This window comes from Bradyrhizobium sp. A11 (genome assembly GCF_042077125.1).
Taxonomy (GTDB): Bacteria; Pseudomonadota; Alphaproteobacteria; order Rhizobiales; family Xanthobacteraceae; genus Bradyrhizobium; species Bradyrhizobium japonicum_B.
Map to the genome: position 1 here is coordinate 1875183 of NZ_CP149509.1, position 20916 is coordinate 1896098.

14 protein-coding genes and 2 pseudogenes are annotated in these 20916 nt (G+C 64.9%); 13 read left to right on the forward strand and 3 right to left on the reverse strand.

Annotated elements, in window-relative coordinates; translation table 11 throughout:
- Positions 1–21: 21 nt before the first annotated feature.
- Positions 22–861 carry a formate/nitrite transporter family protein gene (locus WI560_RS08720; RefSeq protein ID WP_257177306.1) on the reverse strand — a complete coding sequence of 280 codons (840 nt, stop codon included), beginning with the start codon at positions 859–861 and terminating at the stop codon, positions 22–24.
- 677 nt (positions 862–1538) lie between these two features.
- On the opposite strand from WI560_RS08720, the gene WI560_RS08725 reads away from it, so the two are divergent.
- From WI560_RS08725 to WI560_RS08775, 11 genes and pseudogenes are all read left to right on the forward strand, one after another.
- Positions 1539–2858 (forward strand): CmpA/NrtA family ABC transporter substrate-binding protein, encoded by a 1320-nt coding sequence (locus tag WI560_RS08725; RefSeq protein WP_375307663.1) that lies wholly within the window; start codon positions 1539–1541, stop codon positions 2856–2858.
- 63 nt (positions 2859–2921) lie between these two features.
- Complete coding sequence (gene ntrB, locus WI560_RS08730; RefSeq protein ID WP_257177308.1) at positions 2922–3818, forward strand: nitrate ABC transporter permease; 897 nt, start codon at positions 2922–2924, stop codon at positions 3816–3818.
- 13 nt (positions 3819–3831) lie between these two features.
- Positions 3832–4626 (forward strand): ABC transporter ATP-binding protein, encoded by a 795-nt coding sequence (locus tag WI560_RS08735; protein WP_257177309.1) that lies wholly within the window; start codon positions 3832–3834, stop codon positions 4624–4626.
- A gap of 337 nt (positions 4627–4963) precedes the next feature.
- Positions 4964–6343 (forward strand): MFS transporter, encoded by a 1380-nt coding sequence (locus WI560_RS08740; RefSeq protein ID WP_375307664.1) that lies wholly within the window; start codon positions 4964–4966, stop codon positions 6341–6343.
- Between the two features lie 122 nt (positions 6344–6465).
- A complete protein-coding gene (locus tag WI560_RS08745; protein ID WP_028135160.1) occupies positions 6466–6894 on the forward strand; it encodes a globin family protein in 429 nt (142 codons plus the stop codon).
- Positions 6895–6937: 43 nt separating this feature from the next.
- The gene (locus WI560_RS08750; RefSeq protein WP_375308799.1) at positions 6938–8122 is read left to right on the forward strand and encodes an NAD(P)/FAD-dependent oxidoreductase; all 1185 of its coding nucleotides are present in this window, start codon (positions 6938–6940) and stop codon (positions 8120–8122) included.
- Between the two features lie 28 nt (positions 8123–8150).
- Positions 8151–10853 carry a molybdopterin-dependent oxidoreductase gene (locus tag WI560_RS08755; protein ID WP_375307665.1) on the forward strand — a complete coding sequence of 901 codons (2703 nt, stop codon included), beginning with the start codon at positions 8151–8153 and terminating at the stop codon, positions 10851–10853.
- 244 nt (positions 10854–11097) lie between these two features.
- On the forward strand, positions 11098–12000 hold the full coding sequence (locus tag WI560_RS08760; protein WP_375308800.1) for an SMP-30/gluconolactonase/LRE family protein: 903 nt from the start codon (positions 11098–11100) through the stop codon (positions 11998–12000).
- A 45-nt stretch (positions 12001–12045) separates the two neighbouring features.
- Positions 12046–12884 (forward strand): annotated as a pseudogene (locus tag WI560_RS08765) (aldo/keto reductase).
- A 188-nt stretch (positions 12885–13072) separates the two neighbouring features.
- Positions 13073–14014, forward strand: coding sequence for a DMT family transporter (locus tag WI560_RS08770; RefSeq protein WP_375308801.1), 942 nt, complete (start codon positions 13073–13075; stop codon positions 14012–14014).
- A gap of 61 nt (positions 14015–14075) precedes the next feature.
- On the forward strand, positions 14076–15155 hold the full coding sequence (locus WI560_RS08775; RefSeq protein ID WP_375307666.1) for a zinc-binding dehydrogenase: 1080 nt from the start codon (positions 14076–14078) through the stop codon (positions 15153–15155).
- Between the two features lie 5 nt (positions 15156–15160).
- Here WI560_RS08775 and ppk2 read toward each other — a convergent pair.
- Positions 15161–16079 (reverse strand): annotated as a pseudogene (ppk2, locus tag WI560_RS08780) (polyphosphate kinase 2).
- Positions 16080–16170: 91 nt separating this feature from the next.
- The gene (locus WI560_RS08785; protein WP_375307667.1) at positions 16171–16632 is read right to left on the reverse strand and encodes an Lrp/AsnC family transcriptional regulator; all 462 of its coding nucleotides are present in this window, start codon (positions 16630–16632) and stop codon (positions 16171–16173) included.
- A 132-nt stretch (positions 16633–16764) separates the two neighbouring features.
- Here WI560_RS08785 and WI560_RS08790 point away from each other — a divergent pair, with 132 nt between their 5' ends.
- Positions 16765–19128: a transketolase gene (locus WI560_RS08790; protein ID WP_375307668.1), complete on the forward strand. Its 2364-nt coding sequence runs from the start codon at positions 16765–16767 to the stop codon at positions 19126–19128.
- Positions 19129–19403: 275 nt separating this feature from the next.
- Complete coding sequence (locus WI560_RS08795) at positions 19404–20834, forward strand: aldehyde dehydrogenase family protein (protein WP_028135169.1); 1431 nt, start codon at positions 19404–19406, stop codon at positions 20832–20834.
- The last annotated feature ends 82 nt before the right edge of the window (positions 20835–20916 follow it).

Below are 20916 nucleotides of genomic sequence, written 5' to 3' on the forward strand. Positions count from 1 at the left end.
CCCCTGTCGAGATGGATTCGATCAGGCGGCGACGCGGGGCTTCGCCGCCTTGTCGACCTGACGCTTCGGCAGGGTCATGACATGCGTGGCGTAGAGGGTCATGCCGGTGAAGGCGAGGCCGCCGACGAGGTTGCCGAGCACGGTCGGGATCTCGTTCCAGATCAGATAGTCCATGATCGAGAACTTCGCGCCGAGCAGCAGGCCCGACGGGAACAGGAACATGTTCACGACGGAATGCTCGAACACCATGTAGAAGAACACCAGGATCGGCATCCACATCGCGATCACCTTGCCGGGCACCGAGGTCGAGATCATGGCGCCGACGACGCCGGTCGAGACCATCCAGTTGCAGAGCATGCCGCGCAGGAACAGCGTCGCCATGCCGGCCGCGCCGTGCGCCGCATAGCCGAGCGTCCGGCCCTCGCCGATGTTGCCGATGGCCGCGCCGACCTTGTCGGGCGCCTGCGTGAACCCGAACGTCGTGACGAAGGCCATCATGAAGGCCACGGTGAAGGCGCCGGCGAAGTTGCCGACGAAGACCAGACCCCAATTGCGCAGCACACCATTGAGCGTGACACCGGGGCGCTTGTCGATCAGGGCGAGGGGCGAGAGCACGAACACGCCGGTGAGGAGATCGAAGCCCAGCAGGTAGAGCATGACGAAGCCGACCGGAAACAGCAGCGCGCCGACCAGCGGCTGGCCGGTGTTGACAGTGATGGTGACGGCGAACCATGCCGCCAATGCCAGGATGGCGCCGGCCATGTAGGCGCGGATGATGGTATCCCGGGTGGACATGAAGATCTTGGACTCGCCGGCATCCACCATCTTGGTGACGAATTCCGAAGGCGCGAGATACGACATTCAATGGTTCCTTTGCTTCGTAAGTGAGATCGACGCGCCCTCTGCGAGAGCGCGGCTGAACGTCCTGGGTCGTGCGGGCGGCCGGCCGCGCACGGGGCTATGGAAAGTCTGGAAGCCGTGGGAATCGCGTCACGAGGATTGAGCCGGCGAGGGCCGCGAAGCAGGTGAGCTTCCGGATGCAGCCGCCAGAGGCTGCAACAATGCGGCAAGCCGCAGTCTTCGTTGACGCCTAGGGAAATGCAAGTTGTGTGCCGCATGGGCGCGCTGGAAAGACGTAGCAATATCAAGACGATGTGTCGTTGCGGAGGGGAGCCTTGGCGCTTCCCTTGGCCTCTTGCATGAGCTTCTGCACAAGGTTTGTGCGTCGCACAAGAATCAAGCAGACCGCAAATTTCACAAGCGGAACCGGCCTGCGGCAGGCTGGCGCAGAGTCATCAACATCCTGATTTTCCGATACTTTTCGTAATGCCGGCCTTGGCACGAAGCTTGAATGGTTCCAGCCGACGCCATTGAAGCCGTCCCGCGAGACTTCTCATCCGATTTGCCGACGCCACCAAGGCGGGGGTCTCCCCCGTCGCGCGTTCGCATGCGCCAAAGACGGCGCCGCCGGACGGACGGGCTGCTCGTGTGCACAGACGCCACCCAATTCTGCAACGACGCAAAGGACGACACTGCCTATGACCAAGCGCACCCGCCGGCCCGCGGAGACGGGCCTCAGCCGCCGTCAATTGTTGAAAGCCACCGGCTCCACCGCCGCACTTCTCGCCGCAGCAAAACTGAATTTCCCCGCCGGCGCCTTCGCGCAGGACGCAGGCCCCGAGGTCAAGGGCGCCAAGCTCGGCTTCATCGCGCTCTCCGATGCCGGACCGCTCTTCGTCGCCAAGGACAAGGGCCTGTTCGCCAAGTACGGCATGCCCGACACCGACGTGCAGAAGCAGGCCTCATGGGGCACCACGCGCGACAATCTCGTGCTGGGTTCCGAAGGCAACGGCATCGACGGCGCGCATATCCTCACGCCGATGCCGTACCTGATCTCGGCCGGCAAGGTGACGCAGAACAACCAGCCGACGCCGATGTACATTCTTGCGCGGCTCAACCTCGACAGCCAGTGCATCTCGGTCGCCAATGAATATGCGGACCTCAAGCTCGGCGTCGATGCATCGCCCTTCAAGGCGGCGTTGGAGAAGAAGAAGGCCTCCGGCAAGGCGGTGAAAGCCGCGATGACCTTCCCCGGCGGCACGCACGACCTCTGGATCCGCTATTGGCTCGCCGCCGGCGGCATCGATCCCGACAAGGACATCGAGACCATCGTGGTGCCGCCTCCGCAAATGGTGGCCAACATGAAGGTCGGCACCATGGATTGCTTCTGCGTCGGCGAGCCCTGGAATCTGCAGCTGATCCATCAGAAGATCGGCTACACCGCGGTCAATACGGGCGAGCTCTGGAACAAGCATCCGGAAAAATCCTTCGGCATGCGCGCCGCCTTCGTCGACAAGTATCCCAAGGCCGCCAAGGCGCTGCTGATGGCGGTGATGGAAGCCCAGCAATGGGCCGACAAGGCCGAGAACAAGGCGGAGCTTGCCGCCATTATGGGCAAGCGGCAGTGGATGAACTGCCCGGTCGAGGACGTGTTCGACCGCAGTGCGGGCAAGTTCGATTACGGCATCCCCGGCAAGGTGGTCGAGAACTCACCGCACATCATGAAGTACTGGCGTGATCATGCCTCCTATCCCTTCCAGAGCCACGATCTCTGGTTCCTCACCGAGGACATCCGCTGGGGCAAGTACGAGGCTGGCTTCGACACCAAGGCGCTGATCGCCAAGGTCAATCGCGAGGACATGTGGCGCGATGCGGCCAAGGCGCTCGGTGTCGCGGCCTCCGACATTCCACCTTCGACCTCGCGCGGCAAGGAGACCTTCTTCGACGGCAAGGTGTTCGATCCGGAAAACCCGGCTGCCTATCTGAAGTCGCTCGCGATCAAGCGCGTCGAAGTCTGATGGAGCCCTGCGGCCGCCCGAGGGGCGGCCGCATCGTCCCTGCCAAGCCGGAGAGAGATAGCGATGAACATGCCTGCCACGAAGATCGAGCTTGAGACCGCGACGCCCGCCGCAGCCGCTGCACCGGTCGTCGCGATGACGCCGAAGCGGCCGCCGCGCACTGAAGCCTACGCGCGCATGGCACGGGAGACCGCCGTGCGCGTGATCCCGCCGCTGGTCGTGATTGCGCTGCTGACGCTGGTCTGGGAGCTGATCTGCCGTCGCGCCGGCTCGGCGCTGCCGCCGCCGTCGAGAGTGTTCAAGGACACAAAGGAGCTGATCCTCGATCCGTTCTTCGACCATGGCGGCATCGACAAGGGCCTGTTCTGGCATCTGTCCGCCAGCCTGCAGCGCGTCGCCTTCGGCTATTCGCTCTCGGCCATCGCTGGCATCGCGCTCGGCGTGCTGGTCGGCCAGTCGGTCTGGGCGATGCGCGGGCTGGATCCGCTGTTTCAGGTGCTGCGCACGATTCCGCCGCTGGCCTGGCTGCCGCTGTCGCTCGCCGCGTTCCGCGACGGCCAGCCCTCGGCGATTTTCGTCATCTTCATCACGTCGATCTGGCCGATCATCATCAACACGGCGGTCGGCATCCGCAACATCCCTCAGGACTATCGCAACGTCGCGGCGGTGGTGCAGCTCAATCCGCTCGAATTCTTCTCCAAGATCATGATCCCGGCGGCGGCGCCCTACATCTTCACCGGCCTGCGCATCGGTATCGGCCTGTCGTGGCTTGCGATCGTGGCGGCGGAGATGCTGATCGGCGGCGTCGGCATCGGCTTCTTCATCTGGGACGCCTGGAACTCCTCGCACATCAGCGAGATCATCCTGGCACTGTTCTATGTCGGCATCATCGGCTTCGTGCTGGATCGGCTGATCGCGGGTCTCGGCAAGGTCGTTACCCGCGGCACCGCGCAGAACTGAGAGGAGTGGGCATATGACCGCCTATCTGAAGCTCGACCACATCGACAAGGTCTTTACCCGCGGCGCCGCCACCACGGAGGTCTTGAAGGACATCAACCTCACGATCGAGAAGGGCGAATACGTCTCGATCATCGGCCATTCCGGCTGCGGCAAGTCGACCCTGCTCAATATCATCGCAGGGCTGACCGGCGCCACCACGGGTGGCGTGCTGCTGGAGAATCGCGAGGTCAACTCGCCGGGACCCGACCGCGCCGTGGTGTTCCAGAACCACAGCCTGTTGCCGTGGCTCACCGTCTACGAGAACGTCAGGCTCGGCGTCGACAAGGTCTTCGCCAGGACCAAGTCCCGCGCCGAGCGCGACGCATGGGTGATGCACAATCTCAACCTGGTGCAGATGGCCCACGCCCGCGACAAGCGTCCGTCCGAGATCTCCGGCGGCATGAAGCAGCGCGTCGGCATCGCCCGGGCGCTGGCGATGGAGCCGAAGGTGCTGCTGCTGGATGAGCCGTTCGGCGCGCTCGATGCGCTGACCCGCGCGCACTTGCAGGACTCCGTGATGGCGCTGCACCAGAAGCTCGGCAACACCATCCTGATGATCACGCACGACGTCGACGAAGCCGTGCTTCTGTCCGACCGCATCGTGATGATGACGAACGGGCCGAGCGCGCGCATCGGTGAGGTGCTGGACGTGCCGCTGGCACGGCCGCGCAAGCGGCTCGAGCTGGCCACCAATGCGACCTATTTGAAGTGCCGCCAGCGCGTGCTCGAATTCCTCTACGAGCGTCATCGCTTCGTCGAGGCCGCGTAACCAGAGTTAACGCGAACCACGCGCGCGCCCAATTAATCGACAGCAAGCTCAATCCTTGTGCGCCGCACAAGGATTGAGCGAATCGCAAATTTACCGTGCGAACAAGCCCTGCGAAAAATTCGGGCAACGCGAATAACGTTCTGAAATCCCTGTCTTTCCCGCGTGCGCGCAACTGGCACGGAAATTGAAATGTCTTTGCGCGACGCCAACGACGACGTCCCTCAACATCATCAATCAGCATCGTGAACTCGCCACCGGGGTGAAGCCTCGGAGCGCGCCTCCGTGGCCGGAGGCTGAGCCTGCAACGACGCAGCGGTGAGACTGGAAGGGATACTCAATGACGAAGAATCCAACCTGGATTTCAGATTGGCGCCCCGAAGACGAGGCGTTCTGGAATGCGACCGGCAAGACCATCGCGCGACGCAACCTGATCTGGTCGATCGTGGCCGAGCATATCGGCTTCTCGGTCTGGCTGATCTGGAGCATCGTCACCACCAAGCTGCCGCAGGCCGGCTTCCACTACACCACCGACCAGCTGTTCCAGCTCGTCGCGGTGCCGGGCCTGATCGGCGCCTTCATGCGCTTTCCCTATACGTTCGCAGTGACGACGTTCGGCGGCCGCAACTGGACCATCTTCAGTGCGGCGATCCTGTTCATTCCGACCTTGTCGCTTGCCTATTTCGTCAGCCAGCCCGACACGCCGTTCTGGCTGATGCTGCTGGTGGCCTCGACCGCGGGTCTGGGCGGCGGCAATTTCGCCTCCAGCATGACCAACATCTCCTTCTTCTTCCCCGACCGGATGAAGGGGTGGGCGCTCGGCCTGAATGCGGCCGGCGGCAATATCGGCGTCTCCAGCGTGCAGCTCCTGACACCGATCCTGATGACGCTGGCCGTCTTCAACCTGTATCAGGCGACGCCCGTCGACGGCATCTTCCTCCAAAATGCCGGCCTGATGTGGGTGCTGCCGATCGCCATCGCAGTGCTCGGCGCGGTGTTCTTCATGAACAACCTCACCACCGCGAAATCGTCGGTGAAGAACCAGCTCGCGATCGTCAAGCGCAAGCACACCTGGATCATGGCGTACCTCTATATCGGCACGTTCGGCTCCTTCATCGGCTATTCCGCGGCATTTCCGCTGCTGATCAAGACGCAATTCCCGGCCATCTCGATCTCGATCGCGTTCCTGGGGCCGCTGGTCGGCTCGCTGTCGCGTCCCTTCGGCGGCTGGCTCGCCGACAAGGTCGGGGGCTCCATCATCACCTTCTGGAACTTCATCCTGATGGCGGCGGCCACCGTCGGGGTGCTCTACTTCGTCGGGCAGAAGGATTTCATCGGCTTCCTGTCGATGTTCCTGATCCTGTTCGTGACGACGGGCATCGGCAACGGCTCGACCTACCGCATGATCCCTTCGATCTTCCGCGAGCAGAACCTGTTCAAGGTGCGCGGCAAGGGCGACGCGGAGCGCGCGGCCGCCATGAAGACGGCGAGCATCGAAAGCGGCGCGGCGGTCGGCTTCATCGGCGCGGTCGGTGCGGTCGGCGGCTACCTGATCCCCAGCGGCTTCGGCAAGTCGATCGCCTTGACCGGCGGCCCGCAGCTCGCGCTTGCGATCTATCTAGGCTTCTACGCCTCCTGCCTCGCTCTGACCTGGTGGTTCTACCTGCGTCGCAGCCCGCAAAGCGAAGGCGCACCAAGCCTCGCCGAGGCTCGCGTGTAGCACTTGGTACGAATCTCGCTTCTCTCCGTACGCGGGGAGAAGTCCCTCTGATGACGTTTGATCCATGAACTTCTTCCGCAACGGCGCGGACGAAGGCAGACCGAAACAGACAGGAGAACATCATGACGCCAGAACAGATCGCCCTCATCCAGCAGAGCTTTTCCAAGGTCGCGCCGATTTCGGAGCAGGCCGCGGTGCTGTTCTACGATCGTCTGTTCGAGGTGGCGCCGTCCGTGCGCGCGATGTTTCCCGAGGACATGACCGAGCAGCGCAAGAAGCTGATGGGCATGCTCGCCGCCGTCGTCGGCGGCCTGTCGAATCTGGACTCGATTCTTCCCGCGGCCTCCGCGCTCGCCAAGCGCCACGTCGCCTACGGCGCGGCGCCCGAGCACTATCCCGTGGTCGGCGCGACGCTGCTGTGGACCCTGGAGAAGGGCCTTGGCGAAGCCTGGACGCCCGAGCTGGCAAAGGCCTGGACCGACGCCTACGGCGTGCTGTCCGGCTACATGATGTCCGAGGCCTACGGCGCACAGCCGCAGGCCGCTGAATAGGAGATGTCTCGTGAGTGAACCGCTCGTCATCGTCGGTAACGGTATGGCGGCCGCGCGTCTGGTCGACGAGCTCGCCAAGACCGCGCTCGGCCGCTACGCGGTCGCCGTGATCGGCGAGGAGCCGCGGCTTGCTTACAATCGCGTGCTGCTCTCATCCGTGCTGGCCGGCGAGACCGGCTCGCACGAGATCGAGCTGCGGCCGGCGGACTGGTGGCGCCATCGCGGCGTCACCGTGCGCTACGGCTATCGCGTCACCGAAATCGATGTCGGCCGCCGCGAGCTCAAGATCGAGGGCGAGGAGAGCATGGAATATTCCAAGCTCGTGCTCGCCACGGGATCGACGCCGCTTCGGCTCAATTTGCCGGGCGCCGACCTCGCCGGCGTGCACACCTTTCGCGACACCCGCGACGTCGACCTTTTGCTGACGCTGGCCGCGGCCAGGAAGCGCGTCGTCGTCGTGGGCGGCGGCCTGCTCGGACTTGAAGCAGCCTACGGCCTCGCCAAGGCGGGGGCGCCGGTGACGCTGCTGCATCTGATGGACCGGTTGATGGAGCGCCAGCTCGATGGGCCGGCTGCCGATCTGCTCAAGACGCTGGTCGAGCGCAAGGGCATCCGCATCCTGCTCAACGCCTCGACCGCCCGCATCCATGGCGATGGACATGTCGAGGCCGTCGAGCTTGCCGATGGCAGCCGTATCGAGGCCGACGCCGTGATCTTCGCTGCCGGCATCAGGCCGAACGTCGCGCTGGCGAAAGAGGCGGGCATAGCCGTCAATCGCGGCGTCGTCGTCAACGACGTGATGCAGACGTCCTCGTCCGACATTTTCGCGCTCGGCGAGTGTGCCGAGCATCGCGGCACCTGCTACGGCCTGGTCGAGCCCGCCTACGAGCAGGCCCGGGTGCTGGCGCGGCACCTGGCCGGCCGGCCCGCCGCCTATCAGGGCAGCGTGGTCTCGACCAATCTGAAGGTGTCCGGCGTCAGCGTGTTCTCCGCCGGCGACTTTATGGGCGGGGAGGGCAGCGAGAGCCTGGTGCTGACCGACCGCAGGCGCGGCACCTACAAGAAGCTGGTGATCGCGGACGGCCGGCTCACCGGTGCGGTGCTGATCGGCGATAACGCCGATGCGCTCTGGTATCTCGAGCTGATCCGCAATGGCGACAAGGTGGCGGCGATCCGCACCGACATGATGTTCGGCCGCGCGCTCGCGCGTCCTCCCAGGGCGGCGTGACCGGCCAGCTTGACAAGGCAAGTTCGACATGACGGCAATCGATCCCTCGCTCCGCGCCACCAAGACGACCTGTCCCTATTGCGGCGTCGGTTGCGGCGTGCTTGCGACGCCCGACGGCAAGGGTGGCGCGGCGATCGCGGGCGATCCTGATCATCCCGCCAATTTCGGCCGGCTCTGCTCCAAGGGCTCGGCGCTTGGCGAGACCGTCGGACTGGAAAACCGGCTGCTCTATCCGATGATCCGCTGCAAGGGCGTGCTGGAACGCGTCGCCTGGAGCGATGCGCTCGATCACGTCGCCCATCGCATGCAGCACATCGCAGCCCGCGACGGCGCCGACGCGGTCGCGTTCTATCTCTCCGGCCAGCTCCTCACCGAGGACTATTACGTCGCCAACAAGCTGATGAAGGGCTTTGTCGGCACGGCCAACGTCGACACGAATTCGCGGCTGTGCATGTCGTCCTCCGTCGCCGGTCATCGCCGCGCCTTCGGCGCTGACACCGTGCCCGGCTGCTACGAGGATCTCGACCAGGCCGATCTGCTCGTCTTCGTCGGCTCGAATGCGGCCTGGTGCCATCCGGTGCTGTTCCAGCGCATGCTGAAGAACCGGCAGGAGCGGGGGGCACGGATGATCGTGATCGATCCGCGCCGCACCGACACCGCCGATGACGTCGACCTGTTTCTCGGCCTCAAGCCGGGCACCGATACGGCGCTCTTCTCCGGGCTGTTCGTCGATCTCGTCGACAACGGCGCGTTGGACACCGATTACGTCGCGAACCACACGTCGGGCTTCGAGGACGCACTGGCGCGCGCGCGGAGCATCGCCGGCAGCGTCCGCGCGACGGCGCTCGCCACGGGCTTGTCCGAGCAGGACGTCGCCACTTTCTTCAAGATGTTTCGCGAGACGCCGCGCGTCGTCACGCTCTATTCGCAAGGGGTCAACCAGTCGGCGCAGGGCACCGACAAGGTCAACGCGATCCTGAACTGCCATCTGGCGACGGGGCGGATCGGCAAGCCGGGCGCCTCGCCGTTCTCGCTCACCGGCCAGCCCAATGCGATGGGCGGCCGCGAGGTCGGCGGACTCGCCAACATGCTGGCCGCGCATATGGGCTTCACGCCGCCGGACATCGATCGCGTCAGACGGTTCTGGAAGGCGCCGCGCATCGCGACCCATGAGGGGCTGAAGGCGGTGCAATTGTTCGAGGCCATCAATCGCGGGGAGGTCAAGGCGCTCTGGGTCATGGGCACCAACCCCGCGGTGTCGCTGCCGGATGCGGACTTCGTGCGCGAGGCATTGAAGAAGCTCGAGCTGTTCGTGGTCTCCGAGAACGTGCTGTCCAACGACACCGTCGAGGCGGGTCCGCACGTGCTGCTGCCGGCGCTGGCCTGGGGCGAGAAGTCGGGCACGGTGACCAATTCCGAACGCCGCATCTCGCGCCAGCGCTCGTTCCTGCCGGCGCCGGGCGAGGCGCGCCCCGATTGGTGGATCCTGAGCGAGACCGCAAAGCGTCTCGGCTTCGGCGACAGTTTCAACTACAAATCCGCCGCCGAGATCTTCCGCGAGCACGCCGCGCTCTCGGCATTCGAGAACGATGGCAGCCGCGATTTCGACATTGGCGCGCTGACCTCGCTGTCCGACGAGGGCTTCGACGCCCTGAAGCCGGTGCAATGGCCGGTGCGCGACGGTGGCGCGCCCGGCGAGCGTTTCTTCGCGAGCGGCGGCTTCTTCACCAATGACGGCAGAGGCCGCTTCGTTGCGCCGGAGGTGCCGCTATTGCGCAGCGAGACCGGTCCCTCGCGCCCCCTCAGGCTCAACACCGGCCGCATCCGCGATCAGTGGCACACCATGACGCGCACCGGCCTCAGTCAGCGGCTCGGCGCGCATCTGCCCGAGCCGTTCGTCGAGATCCATCCCGATGACGCCAGGAAATACGGCATCATTCACGACGGCTATGCCCGCATCACCACCGACTACGGACAGTGCATCCTGAAGGTGGTCGTCAGCGAACGACAGCAGCGCGGCGCCTTGTTCGTGCCGATCCACTGGAGCGCGATGAATGCTTCGCACGGCCGCGTCGGGGCGCTGGTGCAGTCGTTCACCGATCCGTTCTCCGGACAGCCGGAATCGAAGGCGACGCCGGCCGCGATCGCGCCGTATGAATTCGTCTTCCGCGGCTTTGCGCTGTCGCGGCAGCAGCTCGACCTTCCATCAAACGTGTTGTGGACCCGCGTCACGGTCGCCGGCGGCTTCGGCTATCTGTTCGCCGACAACGCGGATCTGTCGCGCTGGCCGGCCTGGCTCGACGGCGTCGCCGGCGAGGACGTCGCCGAATATCGCGATTTTGGCGGCGGTATCTATCGCGCCGCCTCCTTCGCCGGTGATCGCATCGAGGCCTGCTTGTTCGTCGGCCCCGGGCATGACGCCGGCGATTGGGAGGTGGTCAAGACTGCCTTTGCGGCCGATCACGTCAGCGACGAGCAGCGCCGTATGCTGCTCTCGGGTAAATCGACGGAGGGGGCGGCCTCGACCGGGCCGATCGTCTGCGCCTGCTTCGGCGTCGGTCGCGGCACCATTTGCGACACGATCGCCGCCGGCGCGCGCACGGCGGCCGAGATCGGTGCCGAGCTCAAGGCCGGCACCAATTGCGGCTCCTGCATCCCCGAGCTGAAGCGGCTGATTGCGGCGACGGATGTGCCGGTGAAAGAAGCCAAGCTCGCCGGCGCGGCGGGTTAGGCGAGCTCGCTCTCGTGTCCCGGACGCTGCGCAGCACGACGTGGTGCGCTGCAGAGCCGGGGCCCATCTAGCAGCGAAGTGTTCGGCTTCCTGGGTCCTGGCTCTGCGCAGCAGCGTTTCACGCTGCTGCGCGTCCGGGACACGAGAGTGATGTGGGCCGCTATTTCCTTCGCCCCAATCGACGCGCCCTCGATAGTGCCCTATGCTGCCGCGCGCTCTCCCTCAACAATCACAACAACAAATGATGTACCTGGAAACGCCGCCGCGGCTGATCGAAACCACGCTGTTCTCCGCCATGCCTGACAAGTTCCGCCGCAAGGGGGTGCGGAGCGATTGGGCCGATGCCAACCGGCCACATGTGCCGACCGACAGTTTCATCGAAGGGCCATCCTTCGACACGGACGGCAACCTCTACATCGTCGATATTCCCTTCGGTCGCATCTTTCGCGTCGCGCCCGACGGGGAATGGTCGCTGGTGATCGAGTACGAGGGATGGCCGAACGGCCTGAAGATCGCCGCCGACGGCCGCATTCTGGTTGCCGATTACATGCACGGCATCATGGAGCTCGATGCCAAAGCCGGCCGCGTGACGTCCGTCCTGACCGCGCGCAATTCGGAATCGTTTCGCGGCTGCAACGATCTGCATCTGGCCTCCAACGGCGACATCTACTTCACTGATCAGGGCCAGACCGGCCTGCATGACCCCAGCGGCCGGGTCTATCGGCTGGCGTCGAACGGCCGGCTCGATTGCCTGATCGACACCGGCATCAGCCCCAACGGCCTGGTGCTCGACCCGACCGAAACCGTGCTGTTCGTGGCAATGACGCGCGACAACGCGGTGTGGCGGCTGCCGTTCATGAAGGACGGCAGCGTGTCCAAGGTCGGCCGCTTCTGCTCGCTGTTCGGCACCAGCGGTCCCGACGGCATGACGATGGATGCGAAGGGCCGCTTGTTCGTCGGCCACGCCTCGCTCGGCCACGTTTTCGTGTTCGCCCCTAACGGCGAACTGATCGCGCGGATCAAGTCGTGCGCGGGGCCGAATTGCACCAACGTCGCGATCGGTGGCGCCGGGAAAGTCAGGCTCTATATCACGGAGTCGTCGACCGGCAGCATTCTGGTCGCCGACATCAGCGGATTGAACTCCTGAGCTTGGTAGCGGTTGGCTGAGCTGAAGAACCACAGCGGAGCGAGCATGAACGCAAAACCTTTCGGCCGAACCGGCGCCGACGTTTCCGTCATCGGGCAGGGCACCTGGTATCTCGACCACGGCGACCGCAAACGCGCGATCGCTGCGCTTCAGCGCGGGCTCGATCTCGGCATGACGCATATCGACACCGCCGAGATGTATGGCGATGCCGAGCTCGTCATTGCCGATGCCATCGCGGGACGTCGCGACGAGGTGTTCCTCGTCTCCAAGGTGCTGCCGAGCAACGCTCGCGCCACGGAACCATCACTGCCTGCGAGCGCTCGCTGAAGCGCCTCAAGACCGACCGCCTCGACTGCTACCTCCTGCATTGGCGCGGTTCCTATCCGCTGCAGGATACGGTGGCCGCGTTCGAGGAGCTGGTGCAAGCAGGCAAGATCAAGTCATGGGGCGTTTCCAATTTCGACGCCGACGACCTCGACGAGATTCTCGAAGTCTCCGGGAAAGGCCGGATCGCCTGCAATCAGGTGCTCTATCATCTGAAGGAACGCGCGATCGAGCATGCGGTGATCCCCTGGTGCGAGAGGCATGGCGTCGCGGTGGTTGCCTATTCCCCCTTCGGCCACGATGATTTCCCGGATGCGCGCAGCAAGGGCGGCGCCGTGCTGGCGCGCATCGCAGAGGCGCGTCGCGCGACGCCGCGTCAGGTCGCGCTGAGCTTCCTGACCCGTGCGACTACGGTGTTCGCGATTCCGAAGGCGTCATCGGCGGAACATGCCGGCGAGAATGCGGCGGCCGGCGACCTCGTGCTGACGACGGACGAGATTGCAGCGCTCGATGCGGCGTTTCCGCGCGGGCCGAAGCCGCGCAGCCTGCCCATGCTGTAGTGCACAAACGCCCATTATTAACGGAGCATTGACGCGCGCGGCGGCTCGCGCATATCGGCATCCTGTTTTCGGAAGTTGTGAACACGGCGCATTTGGCGTTTTTTACAACCGTTCCTCGATTCGCATTTGCCCGGGTTCCTGCCGTGACACCGCCGCCCGCCGCAGCCGCAAGGCTCGACACTATTCCCATGCCCGTGCCGGAGAAGAAGCAGAAGGCCCGCCGCGCGCCTGCGCGCGTCGATCATCCCTTCAAGGGCATCGCGCTGGTGTTGCTCTCCACGATCTTCCTGGGCTGCTCCGACGTCACCGCGAAATATCTGTCGACCAGCCTGCCCTCGATCGAGATCACCTGGATTCGCTTCGTCACGTTCGCGCTGCTGTTCACGCCGGTGATGCTGCCGGGCTCGCCGCTGCATGCGATGCGCACGGAGCGGCTCGGCCTGCAATTGATGCGCGGCGCCGCACTGCTCGGCTCCTCGCTGTTCTTCATCACCGGTCTTGCATTTCTGCCCATCGCCGAGGCCTCAGCGACCGGCTTCGTCTCGCCGCTGTTCGTCACCGCGCTGTCGATCATTTTCCTCAGCGAGAAGGTCGGCATGCGCCGCTGGATCGCGACCGCGATCGGCCTGACGGGCGTCTTGATCATCCTGCGGCCGGGCACGAGCGCGTTTCATGCCGCCGCATTCTTCCCGCTCATCTCGGCATTCTGCTGGGCCGCCGCGCTGATCCTGACACGGATGATGAGCGGCCGCGAAGCGGTGCTCACCACCATGGCCTATTCCGCGCTGACCGGCGTTGCGATCCTCAGCGTCATGGTGCCGTTCGTCTGGGTCACGCCGAGCTGGACGGCAATCGGCCTCGGCATCGTGATCGGCGTTGCTTCGACCGTCGGCCAGTGGATCATCGTGCTGGCCTATCGCTACGGCGATGCCTCGGTACTGGCGCCGTTCTCCTACACGCAGCTGCTCTGGGTCAGCATTTTGGGCTTCTTCATCTTCGGCGAGGTCCCTGACGTCTGGACCGTCGTCGGCGCCGCCTTCATCGTCGCCAGCGGCCTTTACATCGCCCATCGCGAGCGGGTCCGGCGCGCCCAGCTGCTGGTCTTGGAAGAGCGTTCCCCGAACCCCTGACGCAAGTTCGCAGCTTCCGCTTCGTGCTATCAATGGCGCCAACGAAAACGGGAGGAGCCGGATGCGCGCGGCGATTTTCAGGAACGGTGAGATTGTCGTTGGGGAGATGGCCGAGCCCAGGCCTGGCCCCGGCCAGGTGCTGGTCAAGACGCTCGCCTGCGGCATCTGCGGCTCCGACCTGCACGCGCGCCAGCACGCCCATCGCTTGGCGGAGATGGCGCAAAAGACCGGCCGCAAGCCGATGGACCTCTCCCGCGACGTCGTGTTCGGCCACGAGTTCTGCTGCGAGATCGTCGACTACGGAGCCGGCACCGCACGCAAGCTCAAGCCAGGCACGCGCGTCTGCTCGCTGCCGGCGCTGCTGACGCCTGGGGGGATCGAAGGCATCGGCTATTCCAACGACAATATCGGCGGTTATGCCGAGGCGATGCTGCTCAGCGAAGCGCTGCTGCTCGAAGTGCCCAATGGTCTGGCGCCGGAACATGCCGCGCTGACCGAGCCGCTTGCCGTCGGCGTCCACGCCGTGGCGAAAGCCAATATCCGTGGCGGCGAGGTGCCGCTGGTGATCGGCTGCGGCCCGGTCGGGCTTGCGGTGATCGCCGCGCTGAAGCTGAGGGGACTGCATCCCATCGTCGCCGCCGATTATTCGCCGGCGCGGCGCGCGCTCGCAGCCAGGCTCGGCGCCGATGTCGTCGTCGATCCCAGGGCGTCGCAGCCCTATGCGACCTGGGCCGAGCACGCCCAGATGTCGGACGCGGAGAAGGCGACACGGCCGCCGCTCCAGGCGATGCTGCCCGCGCTGAAGCCCGCAATCATCTTCGAATGCGTCGGCGTGCCCGGTCTCTTGCAGCAGGTGTTCGAGGGCGCGCCGCGCGATGCCAGGATTGTCGTGGTCGGCGTCTGCATGGAGAGCGACAGAAACGAGCCGATGCTCGGCATCATGAAGGAGCTGAACGTCCAATACGTGCTCGGCTACACGCCGGAGGAGTTCGCAAGCTCACTGCGCCTGATCGCCGAAGGGCAGGTCGACGCCGCCGCCATGGTGACGGCCGAGGTCGGCCTCGATGGCGTCGCAAAGGCGTTCGCCGACCTTGCCAATCCCGAAGCGCACACCAAGATCATCGTTCAGCCGTGGCGGTAGTGGTCTCAATATTTCGCCGGCACGTACATTTCCGGCGGGACCGGCCCGCGCTGATAATCGGGGTTGCGCACGCGCGGGGGCAGCGTCACCGGAGCCCGCACGACCTCCTGGTACGGGATCTGAGTCAATAGATGTGCGATGCAGTTGAGCCGGGCGCGCTTCTTGTCCACGGCATCGACGATCCACCACGGGCTATCCGGCAGATGCGTGTGCTCCAGCATCGTCTCCTTGGCCTTGGTGTACGCCTCCCAGCGACTACGGGATTCGACGTCCATCGGGCTCAGCTTCCACTGCTTCAGGGGATCCTTGATGCGCATGGTGAAGCGGAACTGCTGCTCGTCATCGGTGATCGAGAACCAGTACTTGACCAGGATGATGCCGGAGCGGATCAGCATGCGCTCGAACTCCGGCACTGTCTTGAAGAACTCCTGATATTCGTCCTCCGAGCAGAAGCCCATCACGCGCTCGACGCCGGCGCGGTTGTACCAGCTGCGATCGAACAGCACGATCTCGCCGCCGGCCGGCAGGTGCGCGACGTAGCGCTGGAAATACCATTGCGTGCGCTCGCGCTCGTTCGGCGCCGGAAGCGCCGCGACGCGGCAGATGCGGGGATTGAGGCGCTGGGTTGCGCTTGATGACGCCGCCCTTGCCGGCGGCGTCGCGGCCCTCGAACAGCACCACGACCTTCTTCCTCTCGCTCTGCACCCAGTCCTGGAGCTTGATCAACTCGCCCTGGAGACGAAGGAGTTCCCGGAAATAGAGCCTGCGATCGACCGCCGGTTTCAGCGTTCCGGTCTCGTCGAGGAGCTCGTCGAGACGGGCATCATCCAGCTCCATCTCCAGTTCCTCGTCGAGATCGTCGGCCATTTCCTGGATGATGCGGGCGCGCTTGGAGATCTCGGATTTGCGATCGGCTGCGGTCATGGGTGCTTCTCTCGGCTCGAATACCAGTCACAACGACCATCGGCGGGGTTTGTTGCGACCATGTGACAACGTGCGACCCCGCTGACGCAGCTCACACCGGCAGCGCGATCGAATACTTCACCTGGCTCAGCGCAAAGCTCGATTCGATCGAGGCGATGCCATCGAGACGGGTCAGCTTGGTCTTCAGGAAGGTCTCGTAGGAGGCGAGGTCGGCGGCGACGACGCGCAGGAGATAGTCGCGATTGCCGGTCATCAGATAGCATTCCAGAACCTCGTCCCATTTCGAGATCGCGCGGGCGAAGCGGTTGAGGTCCTCCTCCTTCTGCCGCGCCAGCTTGATCGAGATGAAGACGCTGACGTGCAGGCCGAGCGCCTTCTGGTCCACGGTCGCGACATAGCGCGAGATGACGCCGCGCTCCTCCAATAGCTTGACCCGGCGATGGCAGGGCGAGACCGACAGGCCGACCCTGTCGGCGAGTTCCTGCATGGTCATGCGGCTGTCGGCCTGGAGCAGGGCGAGAATCTTGCGGTCGATGGTGTCGAGGTCTGGCATTGGGATGAAACCTGCAGCTCTGGCGGTATTGTGGGAAATTATCCCAATTTAGTCAGATGTACCGCAAGAAATTGAGATATTTGGCGACCTCTGCAGGGGTATGATCGGCGGATCAAATTCCGGAGCATCGCCATGCCCGTCGATTCCGCCCGTCTGGACACATTGACCGCCCTCAGCCGCAAGGCGCTGTGGCTGTCGTCCTGGACCATCCACCATGCCAACCACATCCGCGCCAATGCGGACGGCCTCAAGGTCGGCGGGCACCAGGCCTCCTCGGCCTCGCTCGCGACCATCATGTCGGCGCTGTACTTCCACGTGCTGCGCCCGGAGGATCGCGTCGCGGTGAAGCCGCATGCGAGCCCGGTGTTCCACGCCATCCAATATCTGTTCGGCCGGCAGAGCCGCGAGAAGCTGGAGAACTTTCGCAGCTTCAAGGGCGCGCAGTCCTATCCCTCGCGCACCAAGGACGTCGACGACGTCGATTTCTCCACCGGCTCGGTCGGCCTCGGCGTCGCCCAGACGCTGTTTTCTTCGCTGGTGCAGGACTACGTCAAGGCGCACGGCTGGATGAAGGATCGCCGCGAAGGTCGCATGATTGCCCTGGTCGGCGACGCCGAGATGGACGAGGGCAATATCTGGGAGGCGTTGGCCGAAGGTTGGAAGCACGGCCTGCGCAACACCTGGTGGGTGGTCGACTATAACCGCCAGTCGCTCGATGCCGTCGTGCGCGAGGGGCTGTGGGAAAAGTTCGAGACCATGTTCCGCAATTTCGGATGGGACGTGGTGATCGTGAAATACGGCCGCCTGATGCGCGAGGCCTTTGCCGAGCCCGGCGGCGAAGCCTTGAAGCGCTGGATCGACAATTGCCCGAACGCGCTCTATGCGGCGTTGTGCTTCCAGGGCGGCGCGGCCTTTCGCAAGCATCTGCATGACGAGATCGGCGACCAGGGCCAGATCACCAAGCTGATCGACAAGCGCAGCGACGACGAGCTCTTGGCACTGATGTCGAATCTCGGCGGCCACGACATGGCGAGCATGCTGGAGGCGTTCGACTCCATCGACCACGACCGTCCGGTCTGCTTCATCGCCTACACCATCAAGGGCGTCGGCCTGCCGTTCCAGGGCCACAAGGACAACCATGCCGGCCTGATGACGGTCGCGCAGATGGAGAAATATCGAGACAGCCAGAACATCCGGCCGGGCCATGAATGGGACAAGTATGAGGGGCTGACGCAGGATGCGGCGGAGCTGGAAGCTTTCCTCGCGCAGGTGCCGTTCAATCAGGACGGTCGCCGGCTGAATGCGCCGGTCGTCGAGGTGCCGCAGCAAGTTGCCTTCAAGCCGTCGCCGCAGATGTCGACTCAGCAGGGTTTTGGCCTCGTGCTCAACGAGATCGCGCGCAGCGACAGCGAGCTGGCGAGGCGCATCGTCACGACCTCGCCCGACGTCACCGTTTCGACCAATCTCGGCCCCTGGGTGAACCGGCGCGGCCTGTTTGCGCGCGCCGAGAAGGCTGACTTATTCCGCAGTGAGAAAATTCCCTCCACCTACAATTGGGACGCCTCGCCCAAGGGCCAGCATCTGGAGCTCGGCATCGCCGAGATGAATCTGTTCATCATGCTCTCGGCGCTCGGCCTGTCGCACCAGATCAACGGCGAGCGGCTCTTGCCGGTCGGCACGCTCTACGATCCCTTCATCGAGCGCGGGCTCGATGCGCTGAACTACGCCTGTTATCAGGATGCCCGCTTCATGGTGGCGGCGACGCCGTCGGGCATCACGCTCGCGCCCGAGGGCGGCGCACATCAGTCGATCGCGACGCCCTTGATCGGAATGGCGCAGGATGGGCTCGCCTCGTTCGAGCCGGCCTTCGTCGATGAGCTCGCCGTGATCATGGGGTGGGGTTTCCAGCACATGCAGCGCGAGCCGGGCGAGGGTGGCTCGGTCTATTTGCGGTTATCGACGCGCAGCATCGAGCAGGCGCAGCGGATCATGACACCGGAGCTGCAGCAGGGCATCACCGATGGCGCGTACTGGCTGCGCAAGCCGGGCCCGAATGCCGAAGTCGTGATCGCCTATACCGGCGCGGTCGCGCCCGAGGCGATCGAGGCCACCGGTTTCGTCGGCGAGAGCCGCCGCGACGTCGGCCTGCTCGCGATCACCTCGGCCGACCGGCTGCACGCTGGATGGACCGCCGCGCGGAAATTGCGCCGCGACCGGCGCGGCGTGCAGCATCTCAGCCACATCGAGAGACTGCTGGCGCCGCTGCCGCGCGACTGCGGCATCGTGACCGTGATCGACGGCCACCCGGCCGCGCTCGGCTGGCTCGGAGGCGTCCGCGGCCATCGCGTCGAGGCGCTCGGCGTCGAGCAGTTCGGCCAGACCGGCAGCATCGCGGACCTCTATCGGCACTACGGCATCGACGCCAACGCCATCATCGATGCGGCCGAAAGCCTCACCGTAGGCGCGCCGGTGCTGCACCGGAAGATGGCGGTGTAGTCGGGGTAACCATCCTTGTCATTCCGGGGCGACGCGAAGCGTCGAGCCCGGAATCGATCGGGCCTCAGTCCAGGTGGCGAAATGGATTCCGGGCTCGCGACGTTGTCGCGCCCCGGAATGACGGCGGAGAGAAGCTTGCCACGTTCCCGCCATCGGCTCATATAACCTACGTCCGCCGCAACGCTGGCCCGCATATGGCGGGTTCAATTGCCGGCGCTTTCGTGCAAGGATGCCGGCCGAAACGCCCCCTCCACGCCCCCAAGAAGAGGTTAACGATGGTCAATCGCATGCAATTCTACATCGACGGCGCCTGGGTCGATCCGGTCGTCAAGAAGTCCACCGCCGTGGTCAATCCCGCGACGGAAGAGGCGATGTACGAGGTTGCGCTGGGCTCCAAGGCCGACGTGGACAAGGCGGTTGCCGCCGCCAAGCGCGCCTTCGCGACCTTCTCCCAGACCAGCCGCGATGAGCGCGTCGCGCTGCTCAGCAAGGTCATCGAGGTCTACAAGGGCCGCCTCAAGGAGATCGGCGCCGCCGTCTCCGACGAGATGGGCGCGCCGCTGCCGATGGCGGAGAAGCTCCAGGCCGGCGCCGGCCTCGGTCATCTCATGACCACGCTCGACGTGCTCAAGAACTATCATTTCGAAGAGCCGGTCGGCACCGCCATGGTGCTGCGCGAGCCGATCGGCGTGGTCGGCATGATCACGCCCTGGAACTGGCCGCTGAACCAGATCGCCTGCAAGGTCGCGCCCGCGCTCGCCGCCGGCTGCACCATGATCCTGAAGCCCAGCGAGTTCACTCCGACCTCGGCGCTGATCTTCGCGGAAATCCTCCATGAAGCCGGCGTGCCCAAGGGCGTGTTCAACCTCGTCAACGGTCTCGGCCCCGAGGTCGGCGCCGCCATGAGCGAGCATCCCGACATCGACATGATCTCCTTCACCGGCTCGACCCGCGCCGGCATCGACGTCGCCAAGCGCGCGGCGCCGACCGTGAAGCGCGTCAGCCAGGAGCTCGGCGGCAAGTCGCCGAACGTCATCCTCGAAGGTGCCGACCTCACCAAGGCGGTGACCGGCGGCGTGATGCACATGTTCAACAATTCCGGCCAGTCCTGCAACGCGCCCTCGCGCATGATCGTGCCGCTGTCCAAGATGAAGGAAGTCGCCGCGATCGCGAAGGCCGTCGCCGACAAGACCAAGGCGGGCGATCCCCGCGCCGAAGGCACCACCATCGGCCCGGTCGTCAACCGTGGCCAGTGGGACAAGATCCAGGGCCTGATCAAGAAGGGCATCGACGAGGGCGCAACGCTCGTCGCCGGCGGCCCGGGCCTGCCCGAGGGCGTCAACAAGGGCTTCTATGTCCGTCCGACAATCTTCGCCGACGTCACGCCCGACATGACGATCGCGCGCGAAGAGATCTTCGGACCGGTGCTGACCATCATCGGCGCCAAGGACGAAGCCGACGCTGTCAAGATCGCCAACGACACGCCCTATGGTCTCGCCGGCTACGTCTACGGTCCCTCGGTCGAGGACGCCAAGCGCGTCGGCCGCCAGATCCGCGCCGGAAACGTCAATCTTCAGGGTGTGCCCAACGACCGCACCGCGCCGTTCGGCGGCTACAAGCAGTCGGGCAACGGCCGCGAGTGGGGCAAGTTCGGCCTCGAGGACTTCCTCGAAGTGAAGGCCGTCGCGGGCTTCAACGCGGCGTAGTTCATACGGCGCTAGCACTACAGGGAATGCCGGCTTCCAAAGGAAGCCGGCATTCTTTGCTCAGGGACCGGCCGCTTCACTG